The following is a 23,363-nucleotide window of genomic DNA, read 5'->3' as shown; positions in this document are numbered from 1 at the left end:
AGACGCCAGGCACACGTGCAGGGTTCTTCTTTGTGCCTTTGTGACTTTGTGTTGATATCCCGTGCGCGTGCGCTAGTTGACCGTGCACATGGCGCGAGGCGCAAATACGGTGTCACACTGCCGGTCGGCCTGCGCGCGCCACAGGCTGACCCCGTATGTTACCCCGTGCCGAAAACGTTGAAGGCTGCCCAGTGGTAGGGCGGCAGTCCCGCGCGCAGAAGCGCGATCTGCGCGCGCTGCAGCGCGCGCGCCGGTGACGCGCCGGCGCGCAGTTCGCCGTAGAATGCCGTCATCAGCCGCATGGTCGGCGCGTCTTCGACCGGCCATTGGCTGGCCACCAGTGCCCGCGCGCCGGCGTAGAAGAACATGCGCGCCAGGCTGGAGAGCTCGTCGCCGGGCAGCAGTTCGCCGACCGCGCCCTGGCATGCCGAGAGCGTCACCACCGCCGGCCCCAGCCGCAGGTCGAGGATGTCGGTTGCGCTCAGGTCGTCGCCGTGCAGCCGGATGCGCGCCTGCACCGGCGCGATGCGCCCGGGCACCGCGTGCGCCGCGATATGGATCGCCGTCATGCCGGCCAGCGTGCCCTCCGCGCTCATCTGGCGCAATGCCTCGGGCGTCGCGTCGGGTCCCCACAGCACGCGCGCTTCCGCGCCCACAATCCCCGCTATTGCATCGATCTCTGACCGTGTGTGGTTCAGCGCCGGTGCGCGCTCGCCGTAGTCGGACAGGCCGCACAACAGCGCGCGCCCGCGCGCCGGCGCGGCGCGGTTCAGCATCGTCTGCAGCGCCTGCAGCGACGGCGCATAGACGATCGGCGCGCGCTCGATCAACCGCGTCTCGCCGTCGAGCAGCGCCTGGAACGGCAGGTTGTGCAGCGCGCCCGAGGGGATGATGAACAGCGTGCCGTCCGGATCGAGGTCGCGCACGTCGGGCGGGATCAGCCAGTCGTGCAACTGGCGCAGGTAGCCGTCGGGCAGTTGTGCGCCGAGCGGCCAGCCGCCGAGCGTGTGGCGGTAGATGCGCTCACGCAGGTCGGGCTCGGTGCTGGTGCAGTCGCGCAGCAGGGCCGCATCCAAGCGTGAAAGCGTGCGCAGGCCGGCGGTCAGTTGGTCCGGCATGAGCGACAGGCACGCCAGTTGGTCGCCGTCGAGGTGGTAGACCAGGCAGTGCCAGCGCGCGCCGGTCGTGCGGCTCAGCCGTTCGCGCAGCACGGCCAGGTCGAACGGCTCGGCATTCAGATCGCCGGCGGACAGTACGCGATCCTGCTCGACCTGTTGGTCATACGCATGCGCCAGTTGCTGCAGGCGTTCCATCACCTGAGGCTCCGTGGTCGGCTTGCCGTCGCGCTTCGCGGCTAGATCGAGCTGTGCCTGCAGCGCCGTCAGTTCGCCGCGCAGGCGGCGCGCCTCCCCATCTTGTGCATTGGTGTCTTTCGGCCGCTCGCGCTGGGCGAGGAAGCGGGCAAAGGTCGTCGTCTTGGCCGCCTCGGCGATTTCCAGCGCAGCGGTGAACTGCCGGCGCTGGATCGCCAACTGCAAGGCCGGAGTGATCAGGCCGCCGTGAGCGGCAAAGAACGCCGAGGCGATCCGCTCGGTGGGCAGCGGCGCGCGCATCGCGGCGGCCAGCCGGATAGCGGCACGCCAATGGTCGAGCGCACTGCCCGGGTCGCCGCTGCGCACGGCGCATTCGCCGAGCGCGACTCGCACGCGCCAGGTCTCAGCCGGCGAGACCGGCTCCAGTACCTGTCGTGCCCGGTCCAGGCGCGCCATCGCGCTGGGCAGATCGCCGCGCGCGAGCTGCAATTCGCCGTCCAGCCGGTCGCACAGCGCCGTGTGGAACGGCAGATTCTGCGCGGCGAAGGTCGCGCGCGCATCGCGCATATGAGCGGCCGCGCCAGCGAGGTCGCCGCGCTGCATGGCGGCCTCGGCCAGCAGGCGGTCGCACTCGCCGGTGAACGTATCCATCTGCTGTTCGACGCAGATGGCGCGTGCACCGCGCAGGAGTGCCTCGGCGGCGTCGGGCACATGCTGCGCCAGCCGGAACTCGGCCAGCCGCCAGAGCAGACGTGCGCGGCTGGCGTGCTGGTCGTTGGCGTCGTAGTAGGCCACGGCGCTGCGGTAGGCTGCCTCGGCCGCGGCGTCCATGCCGAGCCGTTGGTAGGTGCCGGCCAGATCCTCGTCCAGTTCGGCGGCGACTTTGAGCATGTCCGCCTGCACGAAAACCGGACGCGCCAGCAGGCTATACTGCAAGGCGCGGTCGTACTGGCCGAGGTGGCGATAGGTGAAGGCCAGCCCGCCCTGGCAAATGGCGGCGCGGTACAGGCGGCCGGTGCTCTGCGCGTGTACCAGCGCGGATTGCAGCAGGGGTAGCGCCTCGCGCGGGCGGTTCGTCTCGTTGTAGAGGGCGGCGAGGTTGATGTCGCAGCGCGCCATGTCGCCCGCCGCGCCGACCTGCGCGTAGTGTGCGCGGGCGTCTCGCATCAGCATCTCGGCTTCGGCGTAACGATTGAGGGAGAATATGGGGACGGCGGCTTCGGACTGGGCTGCGGCAGCGTGGTAAGGCGCATCGAGGTCCGTTAGTTGCCGCCAACTGCATATCTGAAGTGCAAGCGCCGGTCCGTGCTGGTCGAGTGCCCACAGTGCCATCCCGCGCACGTAGTCGTTGAGCGCACGATCGAGGGACGCGTCGTGCCGGTTGAAAACGGCCTGCGCCTGATCGAGCAATGTCAGCGTCTGGTCGGCCCGTGAATAGTTGTACAGTTCGGCCGCGCTTCGCCAGCAGCGCGCAACGTCAAGCTCGGAACCACCCCGCCCGAACAGTTTTGCCGCGCTCTCATAATGCTCTAGCGCGTTGGCGTGCCGGTTCGACCGGGCCGCGATCAACCCTCGCACAAATTCCATGTGTGCCATCAGCAGCATGTCGAACGCCGGAGCGTCGGCCTGCGCTTCGGTCAGCACCGCTTCGGCGTCGGGGGGCTCGGCAACCAGGCGCAGCGCGCGTGCCAGTTCCAGCCGAGCACGGAAGCGGTGGGCGCGGCCCGTGTCGCTCGCATCGCTTCCCGTAAGTTCCAGCACGTGGCGGGCGGCGCCTACCGCCTCGATGAGGTGACTGGTGAAGTTGGCGACGATCGTGAGTTGCAGCGCGCAGGCGGCGTCTGCCTCGCGCTCGCCCGCCGACCGGGCCAGAGCGGCGGCCAGCCGCGCCAGCGCCATGCCCTCGCGGGGCGCGTGGACCGCCAGCGGCTCGGCATCCTGTGCGGCGGCAATCAGGTCGGCCGGCGCAAGCGGTTCGCGCGCCAGCGATGCGAGCGCGTCGTCGAGCGTGCGTGTGCCGGCCGCGACGTCGCGCGCGGCGGCGTGCAGCGGGGATGACATCGCGAACGAGCTTAGTCGTTCAGCGCTTCAATGTCAAGCCAAATGCGGAGCCGGGGATAGCGCAGTCACTTCCCCGGCGCCGGCGCGGCGGGCGCCATGCGCAGTTGACCGCGCACGTCGAGGAAACACAGGCTGCCCTGCACGTCGACGCCGAGCAGGTCGCGCACGGCAGTTACGTACCGGCCTAATTGGATGCCGTACTGGTCGGCTCGTTCGGCCAGTTGCTCCTCGCTGCGAATCTCATCGGTCTTAAAGTCCACGATGCGCCAGATTGCCTGATCGTCCGCGAGTGGGCGATACAGCACATCGATTACCCCGCTCTCCAGTTCGGCGCCGCGCTCCAGCACATACGGCAGTTCGTGCAATCGCTGCGCGGCATCCATCTCGGCGAAGAGCGGGTGAGCCTGGAAGCGCTCAAGGAGCCTGCGCGCAACATTGATGGTGTCCGTGATTTCCGCCGGGTCGATCAGGCCGGCCGATAGCGCGTGCGGGTAGAGGTAAGCATAAAAGTCGGCGCGGTCCGGAAAACGCCAGCGCCGCAGCGCCTCGTGGGCGAGCAGCCCAACGACCCACGCCGGCCCGCGTGGCGCTTTGGTCGTTGGTACCACGCGCCAGACGCGCGCCGGCACGGCCGCCTCAGCCGCCTGCACCTTCTCGTCAGCACATTCGGGCGGCGACGCCGGCAGCGGCGCGACGAGCGTGGCCAGATCGACGGCGATCGTCGACGGGGCGGCCGCCGGCCACGGCTGGTCGGCGGATGGCGCGTCTGCGACGGGCGACTGGCGTACCGGCGCAATCACGCAGGCGGCCGCACCCGCCAGGCCGGGTAGCTCGAACGGTAGAGGTGCGACGAGATTCTCGGGGACCGTCAAGGCGTCGAGACCGACCTCGGCGCCGATCCATGCAAGCCAGCCGTCCAGGGCTGGTTGCCCGTCGACCTTGCGCTTCAGGTGGCCACTGACGATCAGCTTCTCGCGGGCGCGTGTGGCCGCCACATACAGCAGGCGCCGCTCCTCGGCGTCGGCCTGATCGGCGTCCTGGATGGCCGCCAGACGGTGCAGCACGGAGCGCGCACCGTCCGCCTCCATCGGAAAGAGCGGGCCGAGCCGCGGGTCGAGCAGTAGCCGCACAGCGCCGCGCGACGCGTGGGCGGCATCGGCGATGACGACCAGATCGAACTCCAGGCCCTTAGCCTTGTGCACGGTCATCAACTGCACGGACTCGCCCGCCTCCACGGGCGCTTCACCCTCGCGCGCCGCCAGGTCGCGCATGCTGGCCACGTATTCGACGAACTCGGCCGGGCTGACCAGCTCGCTGGCGTGCGCATCGGCCAGCAGTTTGTCCACATTGCGGGCGGCCCGCTCGGCGTAGCGCTGCAGCGCGGGTTGCCGGGCGCCGAGCCGGCGCAAGGAGCCACGGTAATCCGACTCGTCCAGCAGCGCCTTGAGCACGGCGGCCACGCCGACGCGGCCAACCAGACTCGACACGCGGCCGAGTGCGTCCCGCGTCCGCGCGGCGGCCGCGGCTTCATCGCCCAGCCACGCCACGTCGCCGCACAGGGCGGGCCAGAGGGCGCGCGGGTGGTGCGCGCCCTCCGCCCACCGCAGCCGGTAGAGCGTCGCATCGCTCAGGCCAAAGGCCGGCGAGCGCAGAGCGCCGGCCAGCGCAAGGTCGTCCGCCGGATTGGCGACTGCCGCCAGCAGGTTCAGCAGATCGCGCACCTCCGGCCGGTCATAGAAACCTTTGCCGGCCACGGTGACGTATGGGATACCGGCCTGCTCGAGCGCATCCTCGTACAGCGGGAAGTTCGTCGAGGCGCGAAAGAGCAGCGCCATCGCGCCCCAGCGGATCTGCTCGTCGTCGTGCAGCGCGCGCAGGCGCGTGGCCAACTGCGCGGCGGCGGCTTCGCGCGCGGTCGCGGCGTCCGCGCCGATGCCGAGGCACAGTTCGATGAATGGCGCGTGTGTTGACTCGTGCGGCGCCGGGCGGTAGGCACGCAGGGGCGCGTACGGCACGGCATACGGGCGGGCCGGGTCGTCGGCCGCGCCGAGGATCGGCCTGAGCAGCGTGTTGAACTGCGTGACCAGCGGTTGGTGCGCCCGATAGGTTAGGTCGAAATCGACCAGCGTGCCGCCGCGCCGCGCCAGGTCGGCCTGCACCGTGCGGAAGACGGTCACATCGGCGCCACGGAAGCGGTAGATACTTTGCTTGGCGTCGCCGACAATAAAGAGCCGGGCCCCCGCCGCGTCCGCCGACGCCGGCGCATCACTCAGGCCGCACAGCGCGTAGACGATGCGGCGCTGGCGCTCGTTCGTATCCTGGAACTCGTCGACCAGCACCGCCCGCAGCTCCGCTTGCCAGCGCGCGCGAACGGATGCGGTTCCCAGCAGTAGCGTGTCGGTCCGCGCTTCGAGGTCATCGAAGTCCAGCGCCCGGCGTTCGTTTTTTAGGCGGTCGTACTCGCCGCGGGCGGCATTCAGCGCGCGCCGCAGCAGCGGCAGCGCCTCGCCCGCCCGCACATCGAGCGCCCAGCGCGGCGGCGCGTCTTTGGAATCCTTGCCGCCGAGCCACGGATCCAACTGCGCGTCATACGCTTCGCGCAACTCCTTGACCGCGTCTTTGGCGGCGCCCGCTTTGCCGGCCCGGCCGGGCAGCGCCGTTCGTCGCCAGACGAACAACTGTTCGAGTGCCCGGTCCCATTGCGCGGCAGCCCGCGCCGGCTCGATCCGGCCCCACAGTTCAAGTAGCGTTTCGACCTGCGGCGCGAGCTTGTCGCCCGCGACGCGGACCAGCGCGCCGCCGGCGCGCAACGCCGCGAGCGCGTCGAGCGCGCCGCTTACCTCCGCCGTTGCCGCAAACGCGGCCAGCGCATCGGCGATGGCGGCGCTTCGGTTGGCTTGCCAGGCCGCCGGCGTGTCCGCCGCGTCCGGCCACGCATCCGCGGCGCCCAGCAACTTGCCGAGCAGGTCGCGCAGGCCGTTTTCGGGCAGCAGGCCGAAAAGCGCCGCGGCCTCGCCATCGTTGGCGGTCCAGGCCAGCGCGGTTTCCACGGCGCGCGCGCGCAAGACGGCGCCGTTGTTTTCGTCCAACACCTCGAATGCCGGGTCGAGGCCCGCCTCGGCTGGGTGCGCGCGCAGGATGGCGGCGCACAGAGCGTGGATCGTTCCGATGCGCGCGTTGTCCAGTTGCGCGTATGCGTCGGCCCAGAACGCGCGCCGTTCGGCGTCCAGCCCCTCATTTTGCTGCCAGGCGCCGATGAACTGGCGGATGCGCGAGCGCATCTCGCGCGCCGCTTTCTCCGTGAAGGTGATGGCGACGAGCGAGCGCAGCGGCGCGCCGTCCTCCAGCAGGGCCAGATAGCGGCCGACCAGCGCGCGCGTCTTTCCCGAACCGGCGCCGGCCGTGACGGACATGTGCCGATCGCGCATCGCCACCGCATCCGTCTGGCGCTCGCGCAGGCCGAGTAGCGAAAGGATCGAAGTCATAGGCTCAGGCACGGATCAATGTCGCCTGGGGCGGTAGTGCCAGCAGAACGCGGCGGCCGGGCACCAGACCGGGCAGCCGTCGGCCGGGGGACGGGGGGCGAAGTCGCCGGCCAGCGCGCGCGACACGTGCCTTACGGCGTATTGCGCAGCGATGTCCAGCGCCGCATCAACGCCGCCCGGATACATCTCCAACTGCAAACTGCTGGGCTTGGCCGCGCCGACGTGCCAGTAGAAACCGGACGCCACGGACTCATCCAACCCTGCCGCGCGAAGCGCCTGCGCGTACAGCGGCAGTTGCAGGCGCACGCCGCTCTGCAGGTCGCGGTCGCGAATTGGCGTCGAGCCGGTCTTGTAGTCGATCACGCGCAGGGCGCCGGAGGCGTGCCGGTCGACGCGGTCGATATAGCCGCGCAGGCGGACCTCCGTGCCGTCGCGCTGTACGACGAGCGGCGGCGTTTCGCCGATGCCAAAGGCGAGCTCGAAGCGCACGGGCGTCCAGCCGCCGTTGAACGCGGCCAGCGCGCGCACGCTGTCGGCCAGCAGCGCTTCCAGTTCGCGGCGCTGCTGCTGCCAGAGCGCCGACGGGCGGAAGCCGTACCTCTCCGGTGCGCTATCGAACACGGCGCGCGCCACAGCCGGCAGGGCCGCCAGCAGTGCCTCGACATCGGCCGCGTCGCCGCTGGATTGATACAACTGTTCGAGCACGGCGTGCAGCATGGAACCGAACTGGCGCGCGTCGTAGCCGGCCTCGGGCGCCGGGCGCGGCTCCAGTTCCAGTGCGTGGGCTGCGAAAAAGCTGTAGCCGCAGGCGCCGTATGTCTCGAGGCGGCTGGCGCTCCATGCGCGGGTGGGCGGATAGTCCGCCGCGAGCCGCTTATGCAGGGTCGACAGGTCGCCGTCGAACGGGCTGAGCGCACCGGTTGAAAGCCGCGCCGCCAGCACCGCGGCGCCGTGTGCGGCGGCTTGCAGGCGGGACGGCACGTCCGCAGCCCAATCCTTGACGCCGGCGGTCGGCGGCGCCCATTCGGCCGCGGCGGCCTGGCTAACCCATTCCGCCACGGAAGCGCAATCGTCGAGCGGCACGCTGTCCGTCGCCCGCGTCTCCGGCGCGTGCGGGGCGATCCGCTCGCGCACATGCAGCCAGTACGGCGACGGTTCCCATGGCTGGCCGTCGTCGGCCAGATCGGGGCGCGTGAGCAGCAGATGCTCGCGCGCACGTGTCACGGCTTCGTAGAAGATCGTGACCTCATCGCCCGAAAGGCGCGGCGCCAGTCCGAGCCATGCGCGGTCGGCGTCGGTCAGCAGCGGATCTTCGACGGACGCGCGCGGGAACTCGCCCTCGGCCATGCCGAGCAACGCGACCGCTCGAAACGACAGTCCGCGCGCGCCGAGCGCCGATGTGACGACCACATGATCGTGCCCGGGCGGCGGAGGCGTGTGAACCGTGGCGGCCTCGACCGCGCCGCGCAACTCCGTCCAGAACTCGGCGTAGGCGACCGGTCGCTGCCCGGCGCTCTGCACCGACTGGCCCAGCACCAGTGCGCGCAGCACGTCTTTGAACGCGCGCAGGGCGGCTACGTCGCGCTCGGCGGTCGCCGCAGCCGCTCGCGCACGCGCGACGACTTGCAGGCCCGGGTCGGTGCCGGCCGCGGTGGGCAGATCGGGGTCGGGGCCGATCAGCGCCTCGATCCACGCCGCGTGGTCGCGGAAGGTGGCGGCCGGCCCCGGCGTCTCCAGCCGCGCGCAGAAGGCGTCGAATGTGCGCCGCAGGGCCGCCGCCGCCGCACCGGCCGGCGCGGCCAGCGGAGCCTCATCGTCCTCGCGCCCGTCGTCATCCGGCGGCGCCTGCGCGAGACGCGCCAGCGTGTCCTGCCACTGCGCCCGGCCGGCGCTGACCTGACCCCGGCGCGCCACGGCATCCAGTCGCTCCGCGTCGCCCGTCACAATACCCTGTGCGCTCCAGTCGAAATAGGGGCTGCGCCACGCGTCGACCACGGCGCGGTGGGGGTAATCCTCCAGCGGCAGCGCGAGCAGGCCGATCAGCGCCGCGATCGCCGGATTCGCGATCAGGTCGGCGCTATCCATGAACCGCACCGGCAGACCGAATTCGCCGGCCGTCTCCTCGATCAGTGCGCGATACGGGGTGCCGTCGCGCGCCAGCAGCGCCGTTTCGCGCGGGGCGCAGCCGTCGCGCACGATGCGCGCTTTGATCCAGCGTAACGCGGCGCGCGTCTCCGTGGCGCGGGTGGCCGCGCGCACGAACTCGATCGCGGGCGGCTGATGCGGCGCACCCGCGCTTGCGACTACCACGTCGGACGGCCGTTCGAATAGCGCTGCTTCCAGCCGCGCCAGCTCCGGTGTCGCGGCGGGGGTGACCGCCCGGCTGTCCGGCACGCGCCGGAGGTCGAGCGTTGCCTCCAGTTGGCGGCGGGCGCGCGCGAAACGGCGGTGCGCCAGGCGCTCACGATCGGCGCCGGTCATGGTGATCAGCGTTTCGGGCACGGATGACGCGAGCAAGCGCATGACCTCAAGCTGCGTGGAGTTGAATTCGTCGAACCCGTCGACCACGAGCAGCCGCCAGGAGCGGGCCAGCAGCGGGTCGCGCTGCAGAGCAAGCGCCGCCAGCCAGCCGCGGCCCTCGTCATCGACCCAATCGGAAGCCAGCAAGCGCGCCTGGTAGCCGGCATAAATCCGCGCGAGTTCGCCCAGACGCGCTTCCCGGCCCTGTACCTTGCTGGCGAACGTTTCGGGGGCCAGGCGCGCGCGCTTCAACTCCTGAATCGTGGCATGCAGCAGGCGGATAAAGCCAGGCTTGTCGCGCACGCGGGCAAAGAACTCCAGTTCGCCGCGCGCATGCAGATCGGCCACCACATCGCGCAGCAGGCGATAGAGCACCGGCTCGTCCAGACATGCCACCAGCGTTCCCGCCTCGGCCAGCAGTTCGGCATAGACCGCGTAGAACGTGCCCAGCCGCACGCCCAGCGCGCCGCCGAGATGCGCGGGAGCGGGCATCACCGGCTCGGCCGCCAGCCGCCGGCGAAAGGCGGCGACCTGCACGTTGCTGGGCAGGATGACCCAGATCGCTGCAAGCGGTTCGGCGCGGCGCACGGCGTGAATGCGGGCAATCGCATAGGCCGTCTTGCCGCCGATGGCGGGCGCGAGGAGGAGGTCTGCGGCCATGGGTCAGCGCCTACAGGCTCTGTGATACCACGCGCTGCCGGCCTGCGTCGATGAGTTGGTTTACGCCGACGAGCAGCGATTCGGCGCTGCGCACCGAAAGGGGAGCGCTCTCGCCGGCTGCGGTTGGCTCGGTCAACTCGCGCGCTCGCGCAAGACGCGCCGCCAGGTCGTCTGTGATATAGCCTGGTTCCACCAACGCGGCTTGGACGACGCGCGCCGTCGGCAGATCGGCCGATGGCTCAACACGGCCCGCCGTCGGCGACCCGTCGGCGCTCTCGCGCGCCGAAGCCAACAGCAGATGCGCCGACAGCGCCCATCCAAGCGCATCGCGTATGGGACGCACGGCCTCCTCCGGAAAGCCGCCACGCAATACGACCTCCGCCAGGTGCAAGCGCTTGGCGGCAAAGTCAAAAGCCTGGCGCGCCCTGGCTACCTGCTGCTCGGACTGCGCACGGCTGTCGGCCAACGGGGGCAATGCCGGTGCGCGCCAGACGTCTGCCCCGGACGCCGCGTTGAGCGCGTCCGGCGGCGCGAACGCGGCGAACGCGCGATAGCCTTCCTGCTCCATCAAATGGATCAGAGGCGCGGACGGCGCGAAATACTCGCCGGCAAACGCCTCGACGGTGCGCCGGAATTCGGCCGGCTCACGATCCACCACGACGAGCACGCTGCCGCTGACCGGTGCGTGCCGCACGAGAAGGATGCGTCCGGGATAACGCGCCACCAGCGCGGCGGCGAAGCCCGCAACGGTCGGAGACGCCGGTGCGGCGGCGGGCGCCGGCGGGAGGCTGCGGCGACCGGGCAGCCCGACGTCGAACGATGGCGTGGCATGGGCTGGCACGTCGCGTGCGACTTCAGCGGTTGCGGCCGCAGCAGCGTGGCGCTCTTCGTCTACTGGCTCCGGCTCGTCGGCCGGTTTAGACTCCGAGTCCAGCATGCTGTCCAGCCGTTTGAGCAGGCCCTGGCCCGCATCGCGGAACGAGATCGCGTTCGGGGCATCGGCCGTGCCAAACACACTGCCAAAGACGTTGCGCTTGGCTGCCAGGGTGTCGAGCATACGCTCTTCGATGGTGCCCTGCGCGATCAGATTGACGACGTGCACCGTGTTCAGTTGGCCGTGGCGGTGCGCGCGCCCGATGCGCTGCTCGAGCACGGCTGGATTCCACGGCAGATCAAGATTGATGACCAGATCCGCCGCCTGCAGGTTCAGCCCCACGCCGCCCGCGTCGGTGGACAAAAAGACTTTGCAGGCCTTATCATTCAGGAAGCGGTCGACAATCGGCCCGCGTTTGGCGGTTGGCACCGAGCCGGCCAGTTTCACATGGCCCAGCCCGAGCCGGGTCATGATTGGGCGGGTGAGGTCGAGCATCCCTTCCCACTGGCTGAACACAATGGCTTTGTGGCCGTTGCTCGCGATCTGCTCCTCGAGGATGTGATGCAGTTCGCGCAGCTTGGGCGCGGTCTTTTCGCGGTCGGCGGCGGGGATGGTCTTGTCGTGCAGCGCAAGGGCGTTGCAGATCAGCCGCATCTTGATCAGCGCGCGCAGCAGCAAGACCTGCTCTTTGGGCGTGAGCGGGCGTCGCTTCGACATGGATAACAGCTTGGCCAACGTCTCTTTGAAGCCGTCATAGGCCTGCAGTTGCGGCGGCGTCATTTCGACGAAGTAGTTGTTGTCCACGCGCGGCGGCAGGTCGCGCAGCACCTCGTCGCGCGTGCGGCGGAGGACGTATGGAGCGATCGTGCCGCGCAGTTCGTCGAGGTTCTTGTAGCCCAGTACTTTGTACGAATGGTCGTCGCGTTCCTCGAGCTCGAAGAAGCGATCATTGAAGTGCCAGAGTGGGCCGAGGATACGTGGGTTAATGAACTGGAAGATGCTGTACAGCTCGTCCAGGCGGTTCTCCAGCGGCGTACCGGTCAGCACAAACGCGTATCGGCTGCGCAGCCGCTTGACGGCATCGGCTGTTTTGGTGCGCCAGTTCTTGATGCGCTGCGCCTCGTCGAGAATAATGAGATCGGGGCCCAGCCGTTCGAGTTCGGCCAGATCGCGCCGCACAAGCTCATAGTTGATGATCGTAAAGAAGCTGTCGGCGCCGTACTGGGCGCGCCGCAGGGCCAGTCCGCCCTGCACCACCGTTGCAGGTAGCGCGCTGAAGCGGCGAATTTCGCGCGCCCACTGGTGCTTGAGCGAGGCCGGCGTGACAATGAGCACGCGGCGGATGTCGCGCAACTGCTGCAGCAAGGCGCTGGCGGCGATGGCTTGCACCGTCTTGCCGAGCCCCATGTCGTCGGCCAGCAGCGTCCGCCCGCCAAACGCCAGATGCAGCGCGCCGCGCTCCTGGTAAGGATAGAGCGGCGAGTTGAGGACGGTGAGCGAGCGATTGCCGTGCGCCACCTGTTCCAGGAACCACTCTTTCTGCCTGTCCACTTCGGCCTGGTCTTGCAGCAGCGCGAGATGCGCGCGCACCGACTGATCGACCAGCAGCAACGGTTTCATTCGCGCGGGGAGCGCGTTCAACTCGTCGAGCAATGCGGGAAGCATCTGAAGCGCCTGCCCCTGCAACTGACCGGCGGAGTCGAAATAGCGCTTGAGCAGATCGCGCAGCGCAGCCGAGCGCGGCAGCGGTAGTGAAACGTGCACTTTGATATCTTCGTCATAGTGCAGGAAGACCTCGGTGGTGTGCGGCTTCTGCGCGGCCAGCTCATCAAGCTGCCTGGCGTGACGCTTGCGCAGGTGGGCCAGCACGCCCTCAATGTGTTTGCACGTGCCGATCAGATTGGTCTGATAGTCCGGACAAGTGCACGAATTGCGGCGCTCGGTCAACGACCGGATGGTCACGGCGTAGTCGCGCCCCGACACGGATTGCACGTCGAACGTGCTGAACAAGGGGTGCGTGCCGCGATTGGTGACACGCTTGATTTCCTCCAGCGCGCGCTGCCGGCGGCGCGCGATCTGGACTTCGATATCGCTCATGATTGACTCCAGTCGTTACGCAATGGCGATCTGTGCATACGGTTCCACGGCAACCGTCCGGCGGCCGTCGCCGCGTGCGCGCGGATGGCCGTGGACCGATTCAGAACGCCCCCAAACTCACGGAAGGCACGGCATCGCGTTGCTTTGTCATTTCCGTGCGCCCGATGTGCTCATCGCAGCGCCACGATCTTGTCAGCGAGGCGCTTTTCGACAGCACCAGTATACATCAGCACGCTGCTGGCCGCATCCGGCTATGGACATACCGGCACGAAGCCCGTGGACAATGACGTGTCGGAATGACGGGTTGTTGGGTCGCGGCTGATTTCTTGCCCTCCAACGCCTTGCGCTTATCCGCATATACCCAATTCCACATTCCGACGTTGACAACGGCTTCCGATTTTGTCATAATACGGTAGTTCTGTACGACCTCTCCTGGCTGAACGACGGAGCTGGGGGCACGATCGCTTGATCTGCAATGGCGGTCCGGTTGCTGATGATGGCAACCAGCAGCGGCACTGACGACGGTGCATGGCGCGGGGCGCTACGGCTGCGCCCGACGTCTGCGTTTGGGCAGAAGGTAGAGCACTGCCTATCGGATACCCAACGCCATCACCATCTCAGGAGCCTTATTGATGAAGGGATACAGAGTTCTGCGGCTTGCCGCCCTCGTTGCGTTTGCTCTCCTGGTACTGATCGCCTGCCAGCCCGCACCGGGTCCCGCCGGTTCAGCCGGTCCGGCAGGCCCCGCCGGTCCGGCTGGTCCAGCGGGTCCCGCCGGCGCCACCGGCCCGCAAGGCCCGCTCCCAGCAGGAACTGAGCGCGGCGTGGCCGTCGCCATCGCGGTTTCCAAACCGACAAACGGCACCCATTTCGTCGCCGGCGACAAGCCCGTCGTCACCGTCACCCTCAAAGATAGCTTCGGCGCCGCGCGAACCAAAGACGATTTCGCGACGATGAACCTGTACATAGCCGGCCCGCAGGATCCGCTGAAGACCAAGACCGCGGTCAAACTGCTGAATGCCGACACGGACCGCACCAAGACGCCGCACCATTATATTGACCTGCTGAAGAACCCCGACGCCAAGGTCGACGGCAACGTCGTGACGTATGCGCTCAAGTCGGTCACCGACGAAGAGCCGGGCACGTACATCGTGACCGTCTGGGCCGTGCTGAAGGACAACGGGTTGCAGCAGCAAATGCCGCTCGTCGAGGTGCAGATCGGCACCGCCACCGTGGAAAAGCAGATCACGGATGGCACCAAGTGCCAGTCGTGCCACAAGGGCGCGGACAGTGGCAAGTTCTACATGCACCACATCGATCCGGGCCGCAGCCCCGTGGGCAGCTGGTCGATTGACTCGGACCCGGTGCGCACATGCAAGGCCTGCCACAATAATGACGGCTACGCGGCCTACACAGGTGACATCAATACGCCGGCCTCGACCGACGCCACCCTCCGCACGCCCGACTCGATCATGCGCCGCGCGCATGGCGTCCACATGGGCGAGGAACTGAAGAACCCATTCAACATCGACCCGGTCACGGGCAATTTCAAGGCTTACACCGGCGTTGTCTTCCCGTCCAACGTGAAGGACTGCGCGACCTGCCATCTCGACGACCGCTACAAGACCGTGCCGACGCGCCAGGCGTGCGGTTCCTGTCACGACGCGACCTGGTTCGGCGCGACGGCGTCTATGCCGAAGGGCTTTGAGGCGCATAAGGGCGGCGCCCAGGCCAACGACGCAGCCTGTACGACATGCCATCCGGCCGCGGACAGCGGCGCTGGCAAGAGCGTAACCGAAGCACACAAGATCACCCAGATCGTGAACACGGTCGCCATCACGATGACGGCGCCCGCCAACGGCAAGTTCTACGCCAAGGGCGACAAGCCGGTCGTCACGCTGGTCATCAAGGACGACAAGGGCAACCCGATCGACCACGCCAAAGTCGACAATGCGAACTTCGCGACCGCCGGCCTCTTCGTGTATGGCCCGCGCTACGAGTCGATGCCGGTGCTGACGATGGCGGCCAAGAACGGCGCCGACAAGCTGCGCGCCTCGGCGAGTAGCTCGATCGCCGCGGCCGGCACGCCGACCAAGGTCTGGACGTTCAACGCCGGCGATACGTTCAAGATCGCCGTCAACGGCAACGCACCGCAAGTGCTGGCGGCTCCCGCCGGACCGCAGACTCCCGACCAGGTGCGCGACTGGCTGAAGGGCGTCCTCAAGGACGTGACCGTCACATCCAACGCCACCGCTGGCACCGTGTCGCTCCGCAGCAATTTGCAGGGCGCGAAGTCGCGCTTCGAGATTTACGACAGCCCGGTCACCAAGATCATGGGCTGGAAGCCAGGCCCGCTCCCGCTGGCCCGCGGCGGCACGACCGCCGGCACGATGGTGGAACCGTTCGTCATCGTCGCGCAGGGCAGCTACGCCATCAACGATCTGCGCGCACTGACCGACCCGCTCGACTACGCGGACCCGACCGTGACGCGCAGCGCGGGCAACATCACGTACCCGCTTGACGACGTGGCGGGGCTCAAGCCCGGCACGTACATGATTTACTCGTGGATCCAGCCGGTAGCGGGCAAGCAGCCGAACGTCACGGCGCCGGCCATCGGTTTCATGACCTTCCAGGTCGGCACGGCAACGGTGGAGCCCAAGGTGGCGACGAACTGCGCCGACTGCCACGGCAAGACGATCTTCCACCTGGATGCGGGTCCGCAGCACCCGGAGCCGTTCGACACCGACTACTGCAAGGCATGCCACGACTACGCCCGCATGGGCACCGGCGACAACTTCTCCCGCCTCGGCGGAACGTCGACCTCCGGCTGGAGCGGCTACGGCGCCATGCCGCTGGCCAAGCGCCTGCACGCCGTTCACTTCGGCCGCTACCTGGATTACCCCGAGGGTATCTACGCGGGGAATCCCAATGCGTTCAACGAGGTGATCTTCCCGCAGGATGTGCGCAACTGCACGAAGTGCCATGACCCGAAGGGCAGCGCGGCGTGGAAGCAGAACCCCTCGCGCCTGGCCTGCCTGGCGTGTCATGACAGCGACAAAGCGCGCACGCACGCCAAGTTCAACACGGATGATCCGACGCCGGCCGATCCCTGGAGCGGCGACGAGGTCGAGACGTGCACGTTGTGCCACGGCGCCGGGCGCGACTACGCCCCGGACAAAGCGCACAACGTCGCGAATCCGTACAAACCGCCGTACGTGCGCGAACCGTAGTACTCGCAGTTAGGCACCACGAAAAGAACCTCTGCTTCCGATGTGGAAGCAGAGGTTCTTATTTATTGGGTGCGCGCAGACGATGAGTCGTTTTGCACGGGAGCGGGTCCTTCGCAGGACCAATCAGGATCGTGAAGTGCAAGGTGTTGCGGCAACTTGGCGGACATGCCCGTGCGATTCGCCTAGCCCGCTTCCCAGTGTGCCAGCACCCGGGCAACCTCGCTCTCAACAGCCGCGCGCGCCTCCGTCCGCTCGCGCCCTTGTCCCAGCAGGCGCCCGTACTCGGTCTCACTGTGGCGGATGTGCGCGATCACTGCCAGGCGCACCGCTGTTTCGTCCAACTCCTTCGCCGCGGCCGTGCGACCGACGCGCCCGCTGTACTTGAGGCACGCATGCTCGGCGATGATGGTTTCCCGCCCGGGTGGACAGCGCGGAAATAGTTCGCGCACGCGCGCGGCAAAGCGCTCCACGAATGCCTGGTCGAGTGCCGCGCGGCGCACCGCCTCGCGCTCCTGGCGGAGCGCCCGGGCGTCGGCGTCCGCCAGGCACTCGCGCTCGGCTTGCTCCAGCGCCTGCGGCTCGATCAGCAGGCCCTGCCGTTCGTAGCGTTTGCGGGCGCGGCTCCACTTCAGGACGACCGCCGACAGCGCCGAGTGCTTGCGCGCCCGGCGCGTGAGCGCGGCATCGCCCGCCGCCAGGAAGAGGAGGTGGTCGAGATCGGCGCAACTCAAGCACAGTGCGCGATTGTTCCCGACCGGCATGATCCAGCCGCCGCGAGGCAGTGTGGCGCCGCACTCGTCGCAGGTCGGATCGTGCAGTGAGATGAAGACTTTGAGTTCAGTGTCCGATTCCACACCAATACACCGCGTGCTATAGCCGGCGCAGTTGCGCTTGCAGCGCCGGGCGCCGCTTGTACGTCTGCTTCACCTTCTCCAGATAAGCCTGCCATTCCGAAGCCTGGTCAAGCCGTGTGTAGGCGTCTTTCGCCCTCGTCAGCCAGTTGGCTGCATAGACATACTTGCTGCTATCCGCCCTTTCCATCAAGCGCTCGGCTTGCTTGATGCTCATCTGCGCGACCCATTCGGCGCGGTGGCCGATGACCCCATCGGCGACGGTTTCAATCACATCGTACCATGCGTCGCGCCGTTCCGCTACCGTGATTGCTTCGTCCCACGCTTCCTCCACCAGCAAGACCTGAGCTAGCGTCAACGCGGTGCCTGTCATCCGCAGCGCCTGCATGACCTGCGGTTGCAGTTTCCGCCACGACGTTCCCGCCAGTCGTTTCAACGTCTCATACGCGGTCAGCGTGGGGTGTTCGGCGAACGCCGCCTGCCACGCCCGCAGCGCAGGTTGCGTGCGTCCCTGCGCTTCCTCAATCGGCGCGAGCCATTGCGCCAGCAGCAGTTTGGCGCCGGCCAAATTCAGACCGCGCTCGCCCATGGCGATTGCGTCGTCGATGTGTCCCAACTCGCGCAAATGCGCCGCCAGGGCGTGCGCTTCCGGCGCCGAATCGAAGTGCCTGGTTGCGTACGTGATGGCTTCTGGCACGCGCTCCAGATCGCACAGCATGAGCGCGTAGCGCAGGTGGCGGTCTGTTTGCTTGCAGAGCGCGAGGTAATCGGCGGTGCGTCCCTGGCGTTTCAGGACGTTGAGTTTGGCATCGGTCAGATCGCCAAACGGGTTCGCGCCCGATCCGAAATAGGCCGGTTCCTCTTCGTCCGCTTCTTCCTCAGCCGTGTCCCGCCCACGATGTATGTCGTTGCTGGCTGGCGCGCTCTCCGTGTCCCATCCCGCCCGTGCAGCCCGGATGGCGAGGTCGAGACCCTCATCCATGCCGTAGTCGGACAGATAGCGCGTCTGCGCCTCGATCCGGCGCACGAGCGCGTCGCGCTGGACTGCGCTCAAGTCTAAACTCAAGACGACCTCCGCCAGCGGTTGCCCCAGCCCGCTCATGAAATCGCCGAAATAGCCGTCCGAGTCGTCGATGTATTCGATGGCGCGCCCGGCTTCCTCGACCAGCGCCAGCAGGATTTCGAGCGCTGTCTCCGGATCCTCGGCATCGAGGAACTTGACGGCAGTCTCTAGCACCTGATCTAGTTGACCGGTCAACCCATCCACGTGCCAGTACGCTTCGGAGGCGCGCATGCCGTCGAGGCTGTGCAGGATGCCGATGACCTGGCGGCGATACACGTCGGCATCCACTTTCTGGCGTCGCGCTTTTCCGCGCTTGCCGGTGGGTTCCGGTTTCGCAATGGCGGCTTCGACCACGTCATACAACTCGGGCCGCTCGCGCAGCAACTGCGTCAACAGAATGATGAGGGCGTCCCGATCGAGCTCGGCTAACAAGGCGGAAGGCTCCTGCCGCACGACGAATCGTTTGGGGTGATGCGCGTACGTCAGCAGCAGCGCGACAACATGCTTGCACAACCCGCCGCCCTCGTAAGGACACGTGCATTGACCGGCGCGAATACCGGCCGAGTCAAGCGTCACGCGGACGCGGTAGTAGGGCGATTGCGTGCCTTCGCAGTCGCCCATCAGCGTACTCTCCAGCACCGCCGGGTTCGAGATCGCGTCGCGCTGGTAGTAGTCTTGTCCGCGCTCGAAGCTTTGCGGCGTTGCGGCGGCACGAATTATGGACTCGGTCAGTTTCGGCAGAATCATGCACAGGCCCCCGGGCGTCTTCCTGCCTCTATTCTAGTCCGACTCACGGTGTGGGGCAAGCGAAATTGGTGTCGCGATCACGCCGGCCCGTAGATCCTTGCACTGCAACGCGACTGCAGTCGCGATGTCCAGTATTCATCTGCTGATGCTGTACGCGCTGACCTACCGCGTGCCGTGGCTGCTGTCGCTGGTCGGCACTCGTCTATGGCGGGTACGGCCGGCAATTGCGAGCGCACGCGGCCGCGATGCCGCCGCGCCGGAGCGGGCCGCGCGTGACCAAGCGCGCATTTCATCCATGCAATCACCAGCCGCTCGCATAGTGCGCAAGGAATAATCGCGCTGCCAACCGACTCAGCGTTGAGGCGGCGCCGTTCACGGCTGCGTCGCACACAGCGTGCGACTTCCACGAGACCAACAACGCTGAGCATGACACCAACTCCTTGCACTGACGGCGGCTGATGGTACGAAAAATAGGGTGAGAATGTCGCCTTTGTTGGGGAGAAGTACATTTTGGTTCGCCACATGAAAGTCTTGCTCCGCACGCCCTGCATGGTTTGCTCAATGTATTCGCCAAAACGCTCTTCGCGAGACGGATCACCGTGATGCCTTGTCCGGTAACGCTACGGGTTATGTGGAGTTTGTGGATCAGCTCGCCGATGCACTGTAACAGTTAGACGAATAAGTGTCACGCACAACGCACGCCACAATCGCTGGCTAGCCGCCGATAGATGGCGCGTGGCAAGGCGCCGAGCGACAGCCAGCGGCGCGATGCCTCCTGCGCGATGAGTCGCAGAGCGCGCCGGCAGTGCGCCAACGCAGTATGCAGTACGTCATCAATCCCAGCCAATCTGGGCACGCGAACTCACATCGCACGTTCCTGTTGTGCTTCCCGTAAGATTCACGCTTCTGGCATCGTCAATACCGGCGAGCGAGGATTAATTCACCATATAGGAGGCTACGAATGGCAGTTACCAGTTCAATGCAGGTCAAATCAGGGATAACCATCCATCCCATCATTGCCGGTGCGCTGGCAGGACTGGCCGGCGGCGGCGTCTTTGGCATGCTGATGGCTATGATGGGCATGCTGCCGATGATCGGCATGCTCGTGCATCAGGATAACGCGGTGGTCGGTTTCGGGGTGCACATGCTGATCAGCGCGTTCATCGGCGCGGTATATGGGCTGGTTGCGTCGCGTGCGCCCAATACACTGACCACCGCCCTGGTCGGCGGCGTCCTGAACGGCATGGTGTGGTGGGTGCTGGGTGCTCTCGTTTTGATGCCGCTGCTGCTCGGCATGAGCCAGATGGTGCTCGTCATCGGCACGACGCAGTGGATGAGTCTGATGGGCCATGTAATCTACGGCATGGTGACCGGCGTGACATTCAAGCGGCTCTCGAAGCGCTAATCCGGCGGCGTACTTGTTTACCGGGTAGTCGTCGTGAGCATGCAACCCGTTCTACTCAGTTTGGGCGTAAATCGCATGAGCGCCCTGCACGCTTGCGCGGGATGGCGCCCCGGGCGAACTCGCTTGTACCCATCAACCCCACCCCCAACCCCTCCCCGTTTTCGCGGGGAGGGGCGAAAAACATAGGGGAGCGCGCTCGGCATGCTTCAAGTGAGAATTCAATACGAGTCGTGCCAGCAGCATCGCGCATGCGGCCATCGAGCGGCCGACCAGGCCGGACACGCGGCAACACCAACGAATATGCGTCGGCAGACGCGGTAAACAAATACCCGGCGGCACTACGGCGGCAAAGCGGCGACGCGATTGGCTGGCCGCCAGTCGCGTCGCCGTTCGTCGCCAGTTCATACGTGTCGGCCGCGGCGGTGGGCATACGCAAGCCGCACGATTCTTTAAAGTCGCACACGAGGGAATTCATGTCAAACGTAAAACGCACTCGCCGGGCAGTCGTAACATCACCCGCCGCATCACGCCGGCGGCTGATCGTCCTCGGCACCGTCGCCATGGCGGCTGTTGCCATCGTGGTCTGGTGGTCGACGGCCCGCAGCGACACGGCAGCCGGTTTCACCAGCGCGATCGGGTCGCAGGTTAGCGCCAACCCTCTGGGCACCGATATTCCGGGCTTGCAGGCCGCCGAGCAAGGCACGGCCGGGCAGCCGGTGCTGGTTTGGTTTCACGCCGATTGGTGAATCACTTGCCAGGCGCTGAAGCGCGATGGCACCGTGAGTGCCTTGCAGAAGCAGTATGATGGAAGCGTACGCATTATCACCGTGAACGTAGATGCCCCGGAAGCGCGGCCGTATCTGGCCAAATACCGCGTGCGCGTCACGCCGAGCTTCACGCTCTTCAACCGCCACGGGCGCGTGGCGCAATCGTACGCCGGCTGGCCTGGCGCGGCCACTATCGCGCGAGCTATTGACCAGGCCGTCGCGCAGCCTTGACCGTGCGACCGTCAGCCGCTTGTCCTGCATCGCCTTCGAGCTGGCGAACCAGTTGGCGCGTGGCGCTGCCGACGCCGTGTGTAACCGGACGCCAGACTACCCGCCGGTCGCCGGCGCCGGGCCGTAAACGCATGACCTATCAACCGAGCCTGACAACCGTATCGGCGGCGAAGAGCGGCTCCACCTCGATGCGCAGGCGCCGCTAGCACAACGATCCGGCGCGGATTGACGTGACCGCCAAGCATCCGCCGCGCCAACTCCGCGGGGCTGCGCCTGGCATTCTCCAGCATCTGCATCCGTTGGATGCCGATCTGCTCGATCATCAGCCGGTCGACTTCCACCATCTGAGCGGGCGTGAGCGACGGGACGGCGGGCATGTGTGTCATGGCAATTTGATCCACCTGGTTCTGAAATGCCTACTCGATATATTCAGCCACATGGTTCTTACAGCCGGCGCTCAGAGACCAGCGGGCGATGCGAACACATGTCGCTTGGCGCGCCGTGGGGGCGTGCTAGAATGTACGCACGATGAAACTTCAGGCAGCGGCGGCCCGCACGAATACCGGCTGGCTGGCCGACCTGCACGACGCCGGCGAGCGGCGCGAGCAGGCCCTGGCCGATCTGCGCGGCATCATCCTCTCGGGCCTGCCCTATGCGCTCGCCAACTGGGTGTCGCCGTCCAACCCGCAGTTTGAGGAGCTCGCCGAGGACGTCGTACAGGAAACGCTCTTGCGCGTGCTGGACAACCTGTCTTCGTTCGAGCAGCGCAGCCATTTTACAACCTGGGCGCACAAGATTGCCGTACGGGTGGCGTTGACCGAGCTGCGCCGCCGGCGCTGGAAAGACACGTCGCTCGATGCGCTGATGGAGGTGCAGGGCGACAGCATGCCGATGGCCTCCTCCGCCTCGCCCGCCCGCACCGTCGAGCAAAACGACATCGTGCGGCGCGTCGAGCGAATCATCGCCGAGGAACTGACCGACAAGCAGCGCACGGCCCTGATGGCCGTCAACGTGCACGGCATGCCGCTCGAAGAGGTAGCGTGGCGGATGGGCACCAACCGCAATGCGCTGTACAAACTGCTGCACGACGCGCGCCGGCGGATCAAGTCCGCCCTGCAACGCGAGCATCTGACGGCGCACGACGTCCTGTCGGCGTTTGCGGAGGGGTAACGCTTGGGCGATGCGGCGCGTCTAAGCTGCGAAAGCACATGGCGATGATTGACCCGAAGAAAGCAATGCAGCGCCTGGCCGGCATGGTGGCGCGCACGGAGGACGTCGAGTACTCCTGTGACCAGACTTTGCGCCTGCTGGACGAATACGCCGATTGCGTGATGCGCGGCGAGGACGCCGCAGCCATGCTGCCGCTGGTGTACAAACACCTGGCCATGTGCCCCGACTGCATGGAGGAGTTCGAGGCGCTCATGCGTGTCTTGCGCGCCGGCTCGCCGCCGGCCGCGCACCCCTAGCCGCCCGCGAGCGCCAGGCCGCAGCATCACCTCGCCGTGATCCCGCTCGATCGACCGCTTCCGCTCTAGCTCGGAACAGCGTCTATCCGTGCACAACCGCGCGCCCCGCGGTGAAGCGCCGCCCATCGGCGCAGCGCGCAGGTAAGAATTTCGGCTCCCAACGCGTCAATACCTCCGCAACGTGCCGCGCCTGGCGCGTATCGCGAACCACCTGCCCGGCTGGCAGTTCGAAATCTATCCGCGCGAAGACGAGGAACGCGCGCAGGCCTTTGGCATCAAGGCCATCCCGACCTTCATCGTCTGCGACGGCGGCCAGCAATTCTCGTTGGAGGGGGTCGGGGGGAGGGCAACGCCGCTTTCTTGTCGAGCCCGCTTGCGTGATAAGCACCAAGGGGCCAGTTCATAGCAAGCCGGCATTGGAAAGTACCCGTCCAAAGCCAAAATGGGAATTGCTGGACGGCGGCCAGGAACTCGGACGGATCATCGAAAACCGCTCGTTCGGCAGCCTGGAAGCCGACCTGTGGGAGATCGTCTCGCATCGCTGATCCGGCTACGCTCAGCCGGACAGGCGCACATCGTTCAGGAGGCAACAC

At 67.1% G+C, this 23,363-nt stretch carries 14 protein-coding genes; 8 read left to right on the top strand and 6 right to left on the bottom strand.

Annotated features, from left to right (window positions below):
• Window positions 1–158: 158 nt before the first annotated feature.
• From HZB53_14075 to HZB53_14060, 4 genes are all read right to left on the bottom strand, one after another.
• On the bottom strand, window positions 159–3,374 hold the full coding sequence (locus HZB53_14075) for a CHAT domain-containing protein (protein ID MBI5878774.1): 3,216 nt from the start codon (window positions 3,372–3,374) through the stop codon (window positions 159–161).
• Between the two features lie 65 nt (window positions 3,375–3,439).
• Window positions 3,440–6,859: a UvrD-helicase domain-containing protein gene (locus tag HZB53_14070; protein ID MBI5878773.1), complete on the bottom strand. Its 3,420-nt coding sequence runs from the start codon at window positions 6,857–6,859 to the stop codon at window positions 3,440–3,442.
• 15 nt (window positions 6,860–6,874) lie between these two features.
• Window positions 6,875–10,039, bottom strand: coding sequence for a PD-(D/E)XK nuclease family protein (locus tag HZB53_14065; GenBank protein MBI5878772.1), 3,165 nt, complete (start codon window positions 10,037–10,039; stop codon window positions 6,875–6,877).
• Window positions 10,040–10,049: 10 nt separating this feature from the next.
• Window positions 10,050–13,010: a DEAD/DEAH box helicase gene (locus HZB53_14060; GenBank protein ID MBI5878771.1), complete on the bottom strand. Its 2,961-nt coding sequence runs from the start codon at window positions 13,008–13,010 to the stop codon at window positions 10,050–10,052.
• Between the two features lie 824 nt (window positions 13,011–13,834).
• Between HZB53_14060 and HZB53_14055 the strand changes: the two genes are divergently transcribed.
• Window positions 13,835–16,240: a hypothetical protein gene (locus HZB53_14055; GenBank protein ID MBI5878770.1), complete on the top strand. Its 2,406-nt coding sequence runs from the start codon at window positions 13,835–13,837 to the stop codon at window positions 16,238–16,240.
• Window positions 16,241–16,422: 182 nt separating this feature from the next.
• Here HZB53_14055 and HZB53_14050 read toward each other — a convergent pair whose 3' ends face one another.
• Window positions 16,423–17,001 (bottom strand): DUF2293 domain-containing protein, encoded by a 579-nt coding sequence (locus tag HZB53_14050; protein MBI5878769.1) that lies wholly within the window; start codon window positions 16,999–17,001, stop codon window positions 16,423–16,425.
• Window positions 17,002–17,110: 109 nt separating this feature from the next.
• On the bottom strand, window positions 17,111–18,901 hold the full coding sequence (locus HZB53_14045) for an SWIM zinc finger family protein (GenBank protein ID MBI5878768.1): 1,791 nt from the start codon (window positions 18,899–18,901) through the stop codon (window positions 17,111–17,113).
• Between the two features lie 124 nt (window positions 18,902–19,025).
• Between HZB53_14045 and HZB53_14040 the strand changes: the two genes are divergently transcribed.
• From HZB53_14040 to HZB53_14010, 7 genes are all read left to right on the top strand, one after another.
• Complete coding sequence (locus HZB53_14040; protein ID MBI5878767.1) at window positions 19,026–19,235, top strand: hypothetical protein; 210 nt, start codon at window positions 19,026–19,028, stop codon at window positions 19,233–19,235.
• A gap of 627 nt (window positions 19,236–19,862) precedes the next feature.
• Entirely contained in the window at window positions 19,863–20,306 is a 444-nt protein-coding gene (locus HZB53_14035; protein MBI5878766.1) for a hypothetical protein, read from the top strand.
• Between the two features lie 473 nt (window positions 20,307–20,779).
• Window positions 20,780–21,052, top strand: a complete 273-nt coding sequence (locus tag HZB53_14030; protein MBI5878765.1) for a hypothetical protein — start codon at window positions 20,780–20,782, stop codon at window positions 21,050–21,052.
• Between the two features lie 33 nt (window positions 21,053–21,085).
• Window positions 21,086–21,304, top strand: coding sequence for a hypothetical protein (locus HZB53_14025; GenBank protein MBI5878764.1), 219 nt, complete (start codon window positions 21,086–21,088; stop codon window positions 21,302–21,304).
• 528 nt (window positions 21,305–21,832) lie between these two features.
• Window positions 21,833–22,474, top strand: coding sequence for an RNA polymerase sigma factor (locus HZB53_14020; GenBank protein MBI5878763.1), 642 nt, complete (start codon window positions 21,833–21,835; stop codon window positions 22,472–22,474).
• A 38-nt stretch (window positions 22,475–22,512) separates the two neighbouring features.
• Complete coding sequence (locus HZB53_14015) at window positions 22,513–22,770, top strand: zf-HC2 domain-containing protein (protein MBI5878762.1); 258 nt, start codon at window positions 22,513–22,515, stop codon at window positions 22,768–22,770.
• A gap of 181 nt (window positions 22,771–22,951) precedes the next feature.
• On the top strand, window positions 22,952–23,176 hold the full coding sequence (locus HZB53_14010) for a hypothetical protein (GenBank protein ID MBI5878761.1): 225 nt from the start codon (window positions 22,952–22,954) through the stop codon (window positions 23,174–23,176).
• Window positions 23,177–23,363 lie beyond the last annotated feature (187 nt).

Source organism: Chloroflexota bacterium, from assembly GCA_016235055.1.
Classification (GTDB): domain Bacteria; phylum Chloroflexota; class Anaerolineae; order JACRMK01; family JACRMK01; genus JACRMK01.
This window is presented reverse-complemented; position numbering and strand designations above follow the sequence as displayed.

Bases quoted from the DNA above. Each gene is read 5' to 3' on its own strand.
- HZB53_14075 (MBI5878774.1), bottom strand. From the start codon at position 3,374: ATGTCATCCCCGCTGCACGCCGCCGCGCGCGACGTCGCGGCCGGCACA.
- HZB53_14070 (MBI5878773.1), bottom strand. From the start codon at position 6,859: ATGACTTCGATCCTTTCGCTACTCGGCCTGCGCGAGCGCCAGACGGAT.
- HZB53_14065 (MBI5878772.1), bottom strand. From the start codon at position 10,039: ATGGCCGCAGACCTCCTCCTCGCGCCCGCCATCGGCGGCAAGACGGCC.
- HZB53_14060 (MBI5878771.1), bottom strand. From the start codon at position 13,010: ATGAGCGATATCGAAGTCCAGATCGCGCGCCGCCGGCAGCGCGCGCTG.
- HZB53_14050 (MBI5878769.1), bottom strand. From the start codon at position 17,001: ATGCCGGTCGGGAACAATCGCGCACTGTGCTTGAGTTGCGCCGATCTC.
- HZB53_14045 (MBI5878768.1), bottom strand. From the start codon at position 18,901: ATGATTCTGCCGAAACTGACCGAGTCCATAATTCGTGCCGCCGCAACG.
- HZB53_14040 (MBI5878767.1), top strand. From the start codon at position 19,026: ATGTCCAGTATTCATCTGCTGATGCTGTACGCGCTGACCTACCGCGTG.
- HZB53_14035 (MBI5878766.1), top strand. From the start codon at position 19,863: ATGGCAGTTACCAGTTCAATGCAGGTCAAATCAGGGATAACCATCCAT.
- HZB53_14030 (MBI5878765.1), top strand. From the start codon at position 20,780: ATGTCAAACGTAAAACGCACTCGCCGGGCAGTCGTAACATCACCCGCC.
- HZB53_14020 (MBI5878763.1), top strand. From the start codon at position 21,833: ATGAAACTTCAGGCAGCGGCGGCCCGCACGAATACCGGCTGGCTGGCC.
- HZB53_14015 (MBI5878762.1), top strand. From the start codon at position 22,513: ATGGCGATGATTGACCCGAAGAAAGCAATGCAGCGCCTGGCCGGCATG.